We start from the raw sequence: 12,746 nt of genomic DNA on the forward strand, positions 1-12,746 counted from the left end.
GGTCTTCGGCAGGGGTGGCCGAATGGCACTAAACGCTGTATCGATCCCGCCGATTTTTGAAATGCCAAGAAAGCCATGAGTGACGTCAAGCAAACCGTTTATCCGGCGGCGGACGCCAGTCCCAGTTTTCCCAAGCTGGAAGAGGAAATCGGCGCGTGGTGGGTCGAGAATGGGCTTTTCCAGGGGTCGATCGATCGCCGGCGTGAACAGGGCGCCGATGAGTTCGTTTTCTATGACGGACCGCCCTTCGCCAACGGACTGCCGCACTATGGGCACATCGTCACCAGTTTCGTGAAGGACGTGGTGCCGCGCTACCAGACCATGCGTGGCAAGCTCGCCGAGCGGCGTTTCGGCTGGGACTGCCATGGGCTGCCGGCTGAGCTCCATTCGGAAAAGGAGCTCAAGCTCTCCGGCCGGCGCGACATCCTGAAATACGGCGTCGCACGCTTCAATGAGCACTGCCGCACGTCGGTGATGCAGTTCCGCGGCGACTGGGAGTACTACGTCAACCGGGCGGCACGCTGGGTCGATTTCGAGAACGATTATCGCACCATGGACCTCTCCTACATGGAATCGACCATGTGGGCGTTCAAACAGTTGTGGGACAAGGGGCTGGTGTATGAGGGCTACCGGGTGGTGCCCTATTCGTGGGCCGCCCAGACACCTCTCTCGCACTTCGAAACCAGGCTCGACGACTCCTATCGCGCGCGCCAGGACCCGGCGATCACGGTCACGTTTCAATTCGAGCCTAAGGCTGGGGAGACCATCGCGCCCAAGCTACTCGCCTGGACGACCACGCCGTGGACATTGCCGTCCAACCTGGCGCTGGCAGTTCATCCGGAGGCGGATTACGCGCTGATGGAACGGCAGGGCGAGCACTGGATCCTCGCCGACTCCTCGCGCGAGCATTACGCCAAGGAACTGGCCGACTGGGTCAAGGTGGGCAGCCTCAAAGGCGCCGAGCTGATCGGTCGGCGGTATCGTCCGCTGTTCCCGTTCTTCGCCAACACCGAGAACGCTTTCGTGGTGCTCGGCGGCGAGTTCATCGAACTGGGAGAGGGATCGGGCGTGGTCCATATCGCGCCAGCCTTCGGCGAAGACGACATGGCGGTGGCGCAGGCGGCCGGCATTCCCGTTATCGATCCGGTTGATTTTGAAGGCAATTTCACCGACGAGGTGCCGCCCTACGCCGGCAGCAACGTGTTCGAGGCCAACAAGGCGATCATCCGCGATCTTAAGGCCGATGGCGCGGTGGTGCGTCACGAGACCTATGAGCACAATTATCCGCACTGCTGGCGGACTGATCAGCCGCTGATCTACAAGGCGATCCCGTCCTGGTACGTGAAAGTAACCGCCTTCCGTGACCGGATGGTCGAGCTCAACCGCGACATCACCTGGATGCCCGAACATGTCGGCGAGGGCATCTTCGGCAACTGGCTCGCCAATGCCCGCGACTGGAACATCGGCCGCAACCGCTACTGGGGCGCGCCGATCCCGGTGTGGAAATCGGACGACCCGCGTTATCCGCGTGTCGACGTCTACGGCTCGCTCGACGAGATCGAGCGCGATTTCGGCGTGCGACCAGACGATCTGCACCGCCCCTATGTCGATGAGCTGACTCGACCGAATCCCGATGATCCGACCGGTCAGTCGACCATGCGACGGGTCGAGGACGTGCTCGACTGCTGGTTCGAGTCCGGGTCGATGCCCTTCTGCCAGGTGCATTACCCGTTCGAGAACAAGGAGTGGTTCGACAGCCACTTCCCCGGCGACTTCATCGTCGAATATGTCGGCCAGACCCGCGGCTGGTTCTACACGCTGATGGTGATGGCCACCGCCCTGTTCGACAAGGCGCCGTTCCGCTCGGCGATTGCGCACGGGATCGTCCTCGACGAGAACAAGCAAAAACTGTCGAAGCGGCTGAAGAATTACCCGGATCCCGTGGAAATGTTCAACACTCACGGGGCCGACGCGCTGCGCTGGTACATGATCTCGTCGCCGCTTCTGTCCGGCGGCGATCTCGCCATGCCCAAGGACGGTCGAGCGATCGGCGATGCGGTGCGCCAGGTGCTGCTGCCGGTGTGGAACGCCTATTCGTTCTTCACGCTTTACGCCAATATCGACGGCATCAAGGGCAAGCTGATCACCTCGGCGGATGCGGAACTTGATCGCTATATCCTCGGCAAGACCGCCGATCTGGTGCGGACGGTTGAAACCGCCATGGATCGGCTCGACCTTGCCGGTGCCTGCGATGCGCTGTCGCCGTTCATCGAAGCGCTGAACAACTGGTACATCCGCCGCTCGCGGGAGCGGTTTTGGAGTTCTCAACGGAACAACGACAAAGCTGCGGCCTACGACACGCTCTACACGGTGCTGGTGACGCTGGCGCGGACAATGGCGCCATTCCTGCCGTATCTGACCGAGACCATCCACCGGGCACTTTGCGACGGCAAAAGCGTTCACCTGCAGGACTGGCCGGATGCATCGGCGTTCGAGGTCGATACGGAACTGGTAGCACGGATGGATTTGGCGCGTTCTGTGTGTTCCGCCGCGGCGTCGATCCGCACCGCAAAGAACCTCCGCAACCGCCTGCCACTGCGCAGGCTGACCGTCGCGCATCCCGAGTTCGCCGTGTTGGAACCACTGACCGACGTGATCGCCGAGGAGGCCAACGTGAAGGAAGTGGTGCTCGAAGCCGACCCGGCTGCGTTCGGAGCGGAGGTCCTGGCGGTGAACGCCCGTGTCGCCGGCAAGCGGCTCGGCAAGGCGATGAAGGACGTGCTGGCGGCGGCAAAAGCCGGCGATTGGCGGCGTCTGGATGGCGGTGCCGTCGAGGTGGCCGGGCAGGTGCTCCAGGCCGACGAATTCGATTTGCGGTTCCGGGCCAACGAAGGGCTTGATGCGGCGAGCTTTGACGGTTCAGCCGGGGTGATCGTACTCGACACCGACGTCGACGCGGCGCTCGAACAGGAAGGGGTTGCCCGCGACTTCATCCGGCTTGTGCAGGTCGCCCGCAAGGACGCCGGCTTCAACGTTGCCGATCGGATCGAGATCGAGGTGAAGGCCGGGTCGATTGCCGATGCGGCCATCGCGGCGCATCTCGAAACGGTCAAGCGCGAGACTCTTGCGGTGTCCTACGATGCTGTAGAGGCACCGGCCGGCTTCGTCTCCGAAGCAAGCCTAGCCAACGAGCCCATCGCCATCGGCGTTCGCGTCGCTGGCTAAGGCGGTCGTGCATGGAGGTCGGTGATGGCGAAGAAGGCCGCACTTGCGCCGGCCGACAAGGTTGCGCTCTATGAGGCAGTAATCGCTGCGATTCCGGGCGTTGAGCGCAAGGGCGCAACGATGCCCTACACCTCCGTCAACGGCCATATGTTCAGCTTTCTGAACAAAGACGGGCAGATGGGTTTGCGACTTGCCGCCGGCGACCGCGAAGCGTTCCTGGAGCGCCACGACACGGTGCTCTGCGAGGAATACGGCCGGGTGATGAAAGAATACGTCGCCATCCCGGACGGGCTTTTGTCCGATACGGCGAAACTCAAGCCTTATGTCGAGGCGAGTTTCGCTTATGTCAGCGCGCTGAAACCGAAACCGACCAAGCGGAAACCGAAGGCGTGACGAGGCGCCTCTGTGTTTCCGCCATCGCGATGTTATCGGACGTCGGTGACCTGAGGATTGCAGATCTCAGGAGGACAGGGACGCGCGTCGATCACCAGCGTAACCTCGCGCAGCTCGCGAACAGGCTCCCCCTCGAGGACCTCGTAGCGAAACCGTAGTCCCGTCCCTTCCACCTCAGGCGTTGTCAGTTCGACGACAAGCGCCGAAGGAACGTCCTCCCAAACGCCGGATATCACGGCGTTGGGAGGGACATGCGCGAAGCTGTCGCTGCCTTGGGACCATTGATCCAGGAAATCCTCGACGGAGATGACGTGCGCCTCCCGCATCGGGCGATCTGGGACCGCAAGCAGATGAGCGTCCATGCCTTCGAGCACGAGTTCACCGTCCGCCATCGTGGCCATCTGAGCCTGATCCACAAAGAAGAACAGGTTCGGTCCGTCTTCTTCGGCGTGTACCGGCAGAGCAGACGGCCCAACAAAGACGGCAAGGGCCAGAAAGCGGAACGGCCGGCGCATCAGTCTCGGGCTCTGACGAGCCCCCAGATCGCCGGCACGGCCAAGGCCGCGAGCGCGATTTTGAGGAGGTCGCCGAGAATAAATGGCGCCACCCCGGCGGTGAAGGCGGTCTGGACGCCAAGACCGGTTGCGCCGTTCGACAAGTTCGCGAACCAAGCGAGCCAGGCGAACCCGAGCGCGAAGAGGATGACGTCGGCGAAGATCATCACCGCGAAGAGCTTCACGAACGACTGCGACCAGCCCAGGTCCGCTGCCTTACCGACCACGTAGGCCAGCACGATGAATCCAGCGAGAAAGCCACCGGTCGGGCCGAGGAAATAGGCCGGTCCGGCGACCGCGGGCGGCGTGTTGGTGAACACGGGCAGCCCAAGAGCACCCTCGGCGAAATAGACAAGGACCGTCGCAACCGCCAGGCGCGATCCGTAGCCAGCGGCGATTGCCATGATCGCAAGAGTCTGCAGCGTGATCGGGACCGGCCAGAACGGGACCTTGATCTTGGCGGAGATCGCGAGAATGGCGGTGCCGACCAACACCAGCAGGACGGCGCCGACCAGTCGGGTTGCCCCTTCCGGGAGCAGGGTTTCGGCCAGAGCCGCGCGGCCCGTTCCGTTGGATGGCATCGACATTATGTTCGCGCGCTCCTGGCTGAGTCTTGTGTCAGAGGTCAGCTATACGGGGAATGAAAAGGCGCGACAAGCGATCCTGCAATTGCACTTTGCAGCCGTCGCTCCGTCCGCTAAAGAGGCGCGCATGCAGCAACGCGACATAGACCTCCACAAGATCCTGACGGCCGCTCCGGTTGTCCCGGTACTCACCATTGAATCCCCCGATGCGGCCGTCCCCTTGGCGCGCGCTTTGGTCGCCGGCGGTCTGACCGCGATCGAAGTGACCTTGCGGACAGCGGCGGCTCTCGACTGTATTCGGGCAATCGCAAGCGAGGTGGAAGACTGTGATGTCGGCGCGGGCACTGTGCTCGACGACGTTCAGTTCACTCATGCAGTGGATGCCGGCGCCCGCTTTGTTGTAACGCCGGGCGCGTCGCCCCGTCTGGTTGCGGCCGCGTCCGATGCTCCGACCCCGTTTCTGCCGGGTGTCGCTACCGTTGGTGAGGCGATGACGCTCGCGGAGCAGGGGTTCTCGACGCTCAAGTTCTTTCCGGCCGAAGCCGCCGGTGGCGTGGCCTATCTCAAGGCGCTCGCGGCGCCGCTCGCTAATGTGCGCTTCTGCCCGACCGGTGGCGTCAATGCGGCAAATGCCGTCGACTACCTGTCGCTTGCCAATGTGATGTGCGTCGGCGGATCGTGGGTCGCGCCGGCGGACGCGGTCGCGAACGGGAACTGGACCCGCATTACCGCGCTATCCCGCGAGGCTGTCGCGCTCCGCGCTGCCTAGCGGCTTGCCGACGCCTCCGGCCCAAGGAAGAACTGGCGAATCGTCGCTGGCACCAGACGGTCGGCGATCTCCTTGCCGGTTGCGTCAAAACGGTTGGCGAGTTGGGTCGTCAGGAGCAGCTCCGCTAGGCCGTGAACAAGCGACCACATGCCGATCACCTGATTCGCCAGATCTGGATCGGACATGCGCGCATCGCTGTTGTAGTAGGCGCCGACCGCGCGAACCGGATGGTCGAATGCATCGTTTCCGGCTGAGCGGAAGCCCTCATCCTTCGTGTTCAGGCGGTTCTTCTGGAAGAGAAGGCGAAAAAGTTGAGGGTTGGCGATCGCAAACGCGACGTAGCCCCGTCCGACCGCGATGAGATAGTCGATCGACCCGATCGGGATACCCGACTCGTGCGCGCTCATTGTTGCCGACAGGCGTTCGAAGCCGGTTCTGGCGATTTCCGTCAACAATGCACGGACATCGCGAAAGTGGTGCGCCGGGGCCGCGTGGGAGACACTGGCACGTCGCGCGCAACCGCGTAGCGTGAACCCTTCGATGCCCTTCTCCGCCAGCTCTTGCTCAGCGGCCTGAAGCAGCGACGCGCGCAGATCGCCATGGTGGTAGGGCCTGTGACGGTTGGCATCAGGTGGGGCAACTCCCACGGGAGCTTGGTCGGTCGTTGCGGCAGCCATGACGGCATCGGCTCCTAAGCGCATGATTCTTAATCTTGACGTTATCAAGATTTGGCGCGCCAATAAACTTGGCAGCGTCAAGATGGCGGTTTTGTTATGTCTTCACTGGAGCGAAGCGGCGTTGAGGGCGAGGCAACTGCCCTTTCTACGCATCATCGCGGCGGGGCTGGTCACGATCTCGGCAAGCGATCCCCACTCTACTATGTCGACTGGCTTCGGGTGTTGCTCGTCTCGCTAGTGGTCGCTCATCATGCGGCGCAGGCATATGGGCCGACCGGAAGACGATGGCCGGTCTTCGAGGCGGAACGCACCAATCTTCTCGGGCCCTTCTTCAGCGTCAACGCGGCCTTCTTCATGGGCTTCTTCTTTATGATCTCGGGCTACTTTGTCGCTGGATCTCTTGCCCGGAAGGGTTCGATTCGTTTCCTCAGAGATCGCCTGATCCGGCTTGGCCTACCGCCACTGATCTTCGGTTTCGGCTTCTTCGCGGTCGTCGGCTACGCATTTTCCGGCGAGACATCAGGATTCTGGTCCTACTACTTGGCCACCTATATCGGTGAATGGGACGTCGAGTTCGGCCCGCTGTGGTTTGTTCTCCACCTCCTGGCCTATTCGATCGTTTATGTTCTGCTCGCGGCGGTGTTCCCGAAACTGACCGCCCCAGGTAGTGCGCCACCGCCGACCTTCGCGTCGATTCTGGCGCTCGTCGCGGCGATATGGATCGTTGGCGGCCTCGCCCGTAGCGCCTATCCGCAGGACACCTGGGTCAATCTCCTCGGCTTCATTCCCGCTGAGCCCGCCCACATGCCGCAATATGTTCTGATGTTCGCGGCGGGCACGATTGCCGGACGCAACGGGTGGTGCGTAACCTTGCCTCACCGGACCGGGTCCCTGTGGCTGACGATTGGGCTGACAGCGGCCCTGGGGTGGTATGCGGTTCGCTATCTGCGGGATTTCGCCGGCCTTGATTTGCTCCGCGACGTACCGATAGGCATCGTCTTCCCGCTCTGGGAAGCGGTCGTTTGCGTGGGGCTCAGCGTGGGGCTACTGGTCTACGGGCGACAACACTGGAGCGTGCCGTCGAAATGGCTGGCACGCCTGGGACCTGCTGCCTACGGCGTGTTCCTCATTCATATCTTTGTCGTCGTCGGCTTCAACTTTGCCCTGTTGGCGCTACCGCTCGGGCCGTTCGTCAAATTCCTGATTGTGACCGCGCTGTCCCTGACCGTGAGCTTCGCGGTGATCATCGCGCTTCGCCAGATTCCGATTGTCGCTCGGGTGATCTGAAGCGATTCGGCCGAAATGGTTAAGACGCATGGATAGAAACGGACCCGAAACGACAGAAAGGCGCCGCCCGGGTTGCCCCAACCGACGCCTCCCTGTCAGGTCAATCCGCTCTTCCTGCGCAGCCCGAGGGCGCGCGTGGTCAAGCCGACCGATCTGAGGCGTGCTTTCCGAACGGCTTCCATTGCTGGACACCTTCCGAAATGCACCGTCGCAAGCGACCTTGCGGTCTCTGCGACGCCCGCCGAACGGTTTCGCCGCCGTTCACGGGATCACCGGCCCACCTGTCGATTCCGCGCAACATCGCTGCCGCCCTTCCTCGCAAGCGGTTCCGCTGGGCATCTCCGACGTGATCGGCTTTCGCTTCTCCCGCCGGCGCGGTCCGCTGGAAAACTGATCTCGAACGTCCGATTAGCCCTTTCGGCCTCAACCAGCTCTCGCGGTATGAGGATGGTGACCCAGTCGCCCGCCAAAGCAAAGCGCCAATCCGGCCGGCTGGGAAATCTGGGGATAGCGGGGAGAGCGTCGCACGTCGGATGGCGGACGCGATCTCGTCGAAGGCCGAGCTTTGGGCTGCACCGAGAAGTTTGCTTCTGGGGTGCGTTGTGCTGACCTTCGTTTGTTCGCGCGTGAGGCGCAGACCAGTAACTACCGCAGATCGGCTGACGCGCCCTGCCGTGGCGCCTATGTTTGGGGACCGGCGAACGGCGCCGGCAGCCGCGGAGTGTTGCCATGACCCATCGACCGTTTGCACCGCAAGGTCGGGCGTATCAGCGGCTTGCGGCAAAGGATCCCGGCGACAAGGGGTGCCTGCCGGCCTCCCGCCCCTATGTGCTCGCCGCCACGATCCTCGCTTCGGCGATGGCCTTCATCGACAGTACGGTCGTTAACATCGCCGCGCCGGTGATCCAGGCAGGTTTCGACGCGAGCATCCGCGACCTTCAATGGGTGCTGAACAGCTATCTGCTGATGCTCGGTGCGCTGATGCTGGTCGGCGGCGGCCTTGGCGACCGAATCGGCCGGCGGCGGGTGTTTGTCATTGGCATCGTCGTCTTCGCCATTGCCTCGGTCGCCTGTGCCATCGCACCGACGGTGCTGTTTCTGATCGTCGCGCGGGTCGCGCAGGGGATCGGGGCGGCGCTACTGGTGCCGCAGAGCCTGGCGTTGATCTCGGCGAACTATCCCAAGGAGATTCGTGGGCGTGCCATCGGTACCTGGGCGGCCGCGTCCGCGGTTACCACCGCGCTCGGGCCGCCGCTCGGCGGTTTGCTGATCGATCTCTTGTCCTGGCGGATGGCGTTCTGGATCAACCTGCCAATTGCGGCCGTGGCGATCTGGCTGGCGCTCAAGCACATCCCCGAGAGTCGCGACGAGCACGCCGTCGGCTCGGTCGACTGGCAGGGCGCGCTGCTGGCTACACTTGGCTTCGGGGCCGTCACCTACGGCCTGATCGCGATCGGTGAACCCGGCGGCTTGCCACTGCTCGAATTTGGCCTGCCCGTGGTCGGTATCATCTTGCTTGCGGCGTTCATCGCGGTCGAGGGGCGGGTGCGGAACCCGGTAATGCCATTGGAGCTGTTCCGCTCGCGCGTGTTCACCGGCGGCAATATGGTCACGGTGCTGCTCTATGGGGCCCTGAGCGGGTCCCTGTTCCTGCTTCCCTTCGATCTCCTCGTCCGCCGTGAGCTGACGACGGCCGAAGCTGGTCTGACGATCCTGCCGTTCGGCCTCATCATCGGCTTCATGTCCCGCTGGATGGGGGCACTGGCCGACCGGCATGGTCCCCGTCCGTTCCTGATTGTCGGGCCGCTCCTGGTCGCGGTTGGCTGCGGGGTTCTTGCTTTGGGTCTCGACAGTTTTTGGTTGGGGGTCATGGTCCCCGCGATCATTCTCGCGGTGGGTATGGGTGTCGTCGTCTCGCCGCTGACCACGGCGGTAATGAACGCGGCGCCCCAGGAGAAGTCGGGTGCGGCGTCCGGGGTCAACAATGCTGCCAGCCGCCTCGCGGGGGTTATCGCGGTCGCGGTCATCGGCGCCGTGGCGAGCCTTGTTTATCGGGCTGAAGCCCCAGCGGACGCACCGCGGTTCGGCCTCTTGCCCGAAGCAGACCATCCGCTTCGCGCCGCAGCGGAATCGGCCTTTCTGTCCGGCTATGCGGTCGGCATGGCGGCCGTGGCTGTCGGCGCTCTGCTCGCGGCGATCGCGGCGTTCTGGACCCTGCCCAAGGGTGGCGCGGGGACAGAGCGGGTGGCCACGGAGCCGGCATCACCATAAACGAGCCGGTGCGAACGCCGTATGGCTCTTGATCACCGCGCTCTTCTGGACGCCACCGGGCCGTTCGACACATTCCTCGTTTTTGATCAGACTCGGTGCTTTGCCTATTGACTCCTGGTAACGTCCGGCACGTTCTTTGTGGTGCCTATTTCGCTTGATTTCTGCCACACGTGGCTTGCGAAGTGGCTCGGACTGCCGAATGTCAGCGTATTGACGGCGCGACCGTGCCCGTGCGCCGCAGCTACCTCAAGCAAGCCCGCAATGCGGGGCTGGTCGCTCATGACCATCAGAAAGGTTGATTGGATGCGCCGGACGCAGATTGGTTTCGTGGGTGGCGCCGTCGCGGCGCTAACGTTGGCGGTCACGACGGCGCATGCGGAACCGTTCTCCTGGTCGGGCGTCTATGAGGGCTTTTTCGTCTGCGACCATCTGAGCGCCGGTACCGGTGGCGGTTTCGGACGCGCCTTAACCCTGTCGATCAGGCAGACCGGCGATCGCATCGACGTTCAGACCGGTGCGGTCGTCGATGCGGACGTTGGTGTTTCCCGGTCATTCTATCGCGGTGAGGTGATGGCCAGTGCATCGGGGGATATGGTCAGCGGCTATCTGGAGGTCTGCGAAAGCAGTTTTCCCTACAATGAACTCGTTCGACTTTTCCCGGCCAGCACCGGCACCGTTCCGTTCCGGTTTGCCGCCGACACGGTGTTCATATCGAAAGCGGTGCCCGGCGAGGTTGGCCGTCTGGTCGCCGAAAGCTGTAAGTGGTCGATGACCCGCGTGTCGGATGATCCGCCCGACTTCGAGGGGTGTCCGTAGGCACTGTTCAATCGGTAAGGAGGAGGAGATGACGTTGCGAAATGCGCTAATTGCGACGTTTGGGGTTCTGTTCCTGTCGGTTCCGGCCCTCGCGCAAGACGCCCCACCTAACGTGACCGGCGTGTGGAGCGGAACATTCACCGGCGGCGTCCGAGGTGGCGGCGGTCAGCTTGCGGCAGCCGACGAAGCACCACGGTTCGTTCAGCCTGGCGACCGCGACATAACGTTGACGATCGACGAGCAGGACGGTCGCGGTTTCGTCGGGAGAATTGCGTCGAACCTCGGCTCGGAGGCCGTCCAGGGCGTGATCCGCCTCGACAATCGGACTTTACTGATGGTCGACGACGACTCGACCCAGACTGCAACGTTGCTGTCGGACGGCGAGATGGAGTTCTGCAACCACTCGCGCACGGTCTATGACCGCTTCACGATGTGCTTTCTGCTGATGCGAGAGTGATCCGGCGGCAAGGGCGGCAGCGTCCTCGGCGGCGCCTCCACTAGCGGTTCTGGTAGCGTTCCCGCAGGTCCTTGGTGCGCTGGACGGTGTGATCGTGAAGGCATGAGCCGACAGCGAAGTTGGCTCCTGTGCCGCCGTACCATTCGTAGGCGACCGCGTCGCAGTCCTTCTGCTTGAAGGTGATCCAGGCCCGCTGTGCGGCGAGTAGGTCCGCCTTCCACTCCTGCGCAGCGTCCGCCGGCAGGAAGTCGTCCGGCGTGATCGCTGCCATCACCTGCTTCCACACCGCGTTCAACTCAGCATTCTGCCGCCTCGTACGCCTGCCAGATGCAGGCAGTCATCTCGACATTGCTGGTGGCGTTGTCGCAGTCGAGGGTCGCCTCGGCGGCGAGGGGCGTGGTTAACCAGATGGCAGCGGTAAGTAGAACGAGGCGGTTCACTGGGATCTTTCTCCGGTTGGAACCTGATCGGAATGGCCCTACTCCGCCGCCGCCGTGTTGTGGTTGCGGGTGAGGAAGTCGGCCATGCGGGCGAGCGCTCGTTCGATGTTTTCGGCCGAGTTGGCGTAAGAGACACGGACGTACCCCTCGCCGAGCACACCGAAGTCGGGGCCGCCGATGATCGCGACGCCTTCCTCCTCGAGCAGGCGACTGGCCAGGTCCTTGGCCTTGAAGCCGGCTTCGCTGACATTGGGGAAGGCGTAGAAAGCGCCCTTCGGGGTGATGCAGGAAACACCGGGGAGCTTGTTCAGGCCCTCAACGACAATCGCCCGGCGGCGGTCGAACTCGGCGACCATCGCGCCGACCGAGTCCTGCGGCCCGGTCAGCGCCGCGAGCCCGGCAAACTGTGCGGCGCTGTTGACGCATGACCAGGCGTTGACCGCAAGCTTGCGCATCTTGTCGTAGAGCGCTGGCGGCCAGATCGCCCAGCCCATCCGCCAGCCGGTCATCGCGTAGGTCTTGGACCAGCCGTCGAGCAGGATCAGCCGGTCGCGGATTTCAGGATAGCTGAGCAGCGAGACGTGCGGCAGCCCGTCATAGGTCATCTGCCCATAAATCTCGTCGGAGAGAATGGCGATGTCCGGCCGCTCGGCGAGACCGGCGACCAGCTTGTCGATCTCCGCTTTGGGCGTCACACCGCCAGTCGGGTTGGCCGGTGAGTTGAGGATGATCAGCCGGGTTTGCGGGGTGAGCAGGCCAAGGGTCTCCTCGGCGGAGAAGGCGAAATCGTTCTCCTCGCGGATCGGGATCGGCACCGGTCGCGCGCCGGTGAATTCGATCATCGACCGGTAGATCGGAAAGCCGGGGTCCGGATAGAGGATGTCGACGCCGGGTTCGCCGAACATCAGGATGGCCGAAAACATGGTGATCTTGCCGCCAGGCACGATGATCACCAGCTCGGGCGATACCTCGATGTCGAGCCGTCGGTGAACGTCGGCCGCGACCGCCTCACGTAGCGCCGGGATTCCGTTCGCCGCGGTGTAGCCGTGCTGCCCGTCGCGCAGTGCCTTCACCGCCGCGTCGACGATGTGATCCGGTGTGCGGAAATCGGGCTGGCCGATGCCAAGATTGATGACGTCGCGGCCCTCGGCCGCCAGGGCATTGGCCCGGGCGAGAACGGTGAAGGCGTTCTCTTCCCCGATCCGATCGAAGCCGGCGATGGTCGTCAGCATGGAGCCTCCCGCATGGGGCGTTGATTTTGCCGCTTCTCTTC

Annotated in this window: 13 protein-coding genes; 7 read left to right on the forward strand and 6 right to left on the reverse strand. The window is 63.4% G+C overall.

All coding sequences use genetic code 11. The features are described from left to right. Nucleotides 1-75 precede the first annotated feature (75 nt). Nucleotides 76-3,225 (forward strand): isoleucine--tRNA ligase, encoded by a 3,150-nt coding sequence (gene ileS, locus ACO076_RS05885; protein ID WP_421725796.1) that lies wholly within the window; start codon nucleotides 76-78, stop codon nucleotides 3,223-3,225. A gap of 24 nt (nucleotides 3,226-3,249) precedes the next feature. Then, the gene (locus ACO076_RS05890; protein WP_421725797.1) at nucleotides 3,250-3,618 is read left to right on the forward strand and encodes a hypothetical protein; all 369 of its coding nucleotides are present in this window, start codon (nucleotides 3,250-3,252) and stop codon (nucleotides 3,616-3,618) included. A 32-nt stretch (nucleotides 3,619-3,650) separates the two neighbouring features. On the opposite strand, the gene ACO076_RS05895 is transcribed toward ACO076_RS05890, so the two are convergent. Both ACO076_RS05895 and ACO076_RS05900 read right to left on the reverse strand, forming a co-directional pair. Next, entirely contained in the window at nucleotides 3,651-4,133 is a 483-nt protein-coding gene (locus ACO076_RS05895) for a hypothetical protein (protein WP_421725798.1), read from the reverse strand. Then, nucleotides 4,133-4,759: a biotin transporter BioY gene (locus ACO076_RS05900; RefSeq protein WP_421725799.1), complete on the reverse strand. Its 627-nt coding sequence runs from the start codon at nucleotides 4,757-4,759 to the stop codon at nucleotides 4,133-4,135. Before ACO076_RS05900 ends, ACO076_RS05895 begins: the two co-directional genes overlap by 1 nt. A 124-nt stretch (nucleotides 4,760-4,883) precedes the next feature. On the opposite strand from ACO076_RS05900, the gene ACO076_RS05905 reads away from it, so the two are divergent. Further along, nucleotides 4,884-5,525, forward strand: a complete 642-nt coding sequence (locus ACO076_RS05905; protein ID WP_421725800.1) for a bifunctional 4-hydroxy-2-oxoglutarate aldolase/2-dehydro-3-deoxy-phosphogluconate aldolase — start codon at nucleotides 4,884-4,886, stop codon at nucleotides 5,523-5,525. On the opposite strand, the gene ACO076_RS05910 is transcribed toward ACO076_RS05905, so the two are convergent. Beyond that, on the reverse strand, nucleotides 5,522-6,202 hold the full coding sequence (locus ACO076_RS05910; RefSeq protein WP_421725801.1) for a TetR/AcrR family transcriptional regulator: 681 nt from the start codon (nucleotides 6,200-6,202) through the stop codon (nucleotides 5,522-5,524). The two genes, ACO076_RS05905 and ACO076_RS05910, sit on opposite strands and share 4 nt — an antisense overlap. A 96-nt stretch (nucleotides 6,203-6,298) precedes the next feature. Between ACO076_RS05910 and ACO076_RS05915 the strand changes: the two genes are divergently transcribed. The 4 genes from ACO076_RS05915 to ACO076_RS05930 all read left to right on the forward strand — a co-directional run bounded on the left by ACO076_RS05915 (nucleotide 6,299) and on the right by ACO076_RS05930 (nucleotide 11,033). Further along, nucleotides 6,299-7,489, forward strand: a complete 1,191-nt coding sequence (locus ACO076_RS05915) for an acyltransferase family protein (protein ID WP_421725802.1) — start codon at nucleotides 6,299-6,301, stop codon at nucleotides 7,487-7,489. Nucleotides 7,490-8,218: 729 nt separating this feature from the next. Beyond that, a complete protein-coding gene (locus ACO076_RS05920; protein ID WP_421725803.1) occupies nucleotides 8,219-9,760 on the forward strand; it encodes an MFS transporter in 1,542 nt (513 codons plus the stop codon). 303 nt (nucleotides 9,761-10,063) lie between these two features. Continuing rightward, a complete protein-coding gene (locus tag ACO076_RS05925; protein ID WP_421725804.1) occupies nucleotides 10,064-10,576 on the forward strand; it encodes a hypothetical protein in 513 nt (170 codons plus the stop codon). A 28-nt stretch (nucleotides 10,577-10,604) separates the two neighbouring features. Further along, nucleotides 10,605-11,033: a hypothetical protein gene (locus ACO076_RS05930; RefSeq protein ID WP_421725805.1), complete on the forward strand. Its 429-nt coding sequence runs from the start codon at nucleotides 10,605-10,607 to the stop codon at nucleotides 11,031-11,033. A gap of 40 nt (nucleotides 11,034-11,073) precedes the next feature. Here the strand turns inward: ACO076_RS05930 and ACO076_RS05935 are convergent, their stop codons facing one another. From ACO076_RS05935 to ACO076_RS05945, 3 genes are read right to left on the reverse strand one after another with little or no spacing between them, the layout of a single operon-like run. Next, entirely contained in the window at nucleotides 11,074-11,304 is a 231-nt protein-coding gene (locus tag ACO076_RS05935; protein ID WP_421725806.1) for a lysozyme inhibitor LprI family protein, read from the reverse strand. A 25-nt stretch (nucleotides 11,305-11,329) separates the two neighbouring features. Next, entirely contained in the window at nucleotides 11,330-11,473 is a 144-nt protein-coding gene (locus ACO076_RS05940) for a hypothetical protein (RefSeq protein WP_421725807.1), read from the reverse strand. Between the two features lie 38 nt (nucleotides 11,474-11,511). Beyond that, the gene (locus ACO076_RS05945; RefSeq protein ID WP_421725808.1) at nucleotides 11,512-12,705 is read right to left on the reverse strand and encodes a pyridoxal phosphate-dependent aminotransferase; all 1,194 of its coding nucleotides are present in this window, start codon (nucleotides 12,703-12,705) and stop codon (nucleotides 11,512-11,514) included. Nucleotides 12,706-12,746: the final 41 nt, after the last annotated feature.

The sequence above is a fragment of the Bauldia sp. genome (assembly GCF_965232525.1).
Classification (GTDB): Bacteria; Pseudomonadota; Alphaproteobacteria; order Rhizobiales; family Kaistiaceae; genus Bauldia.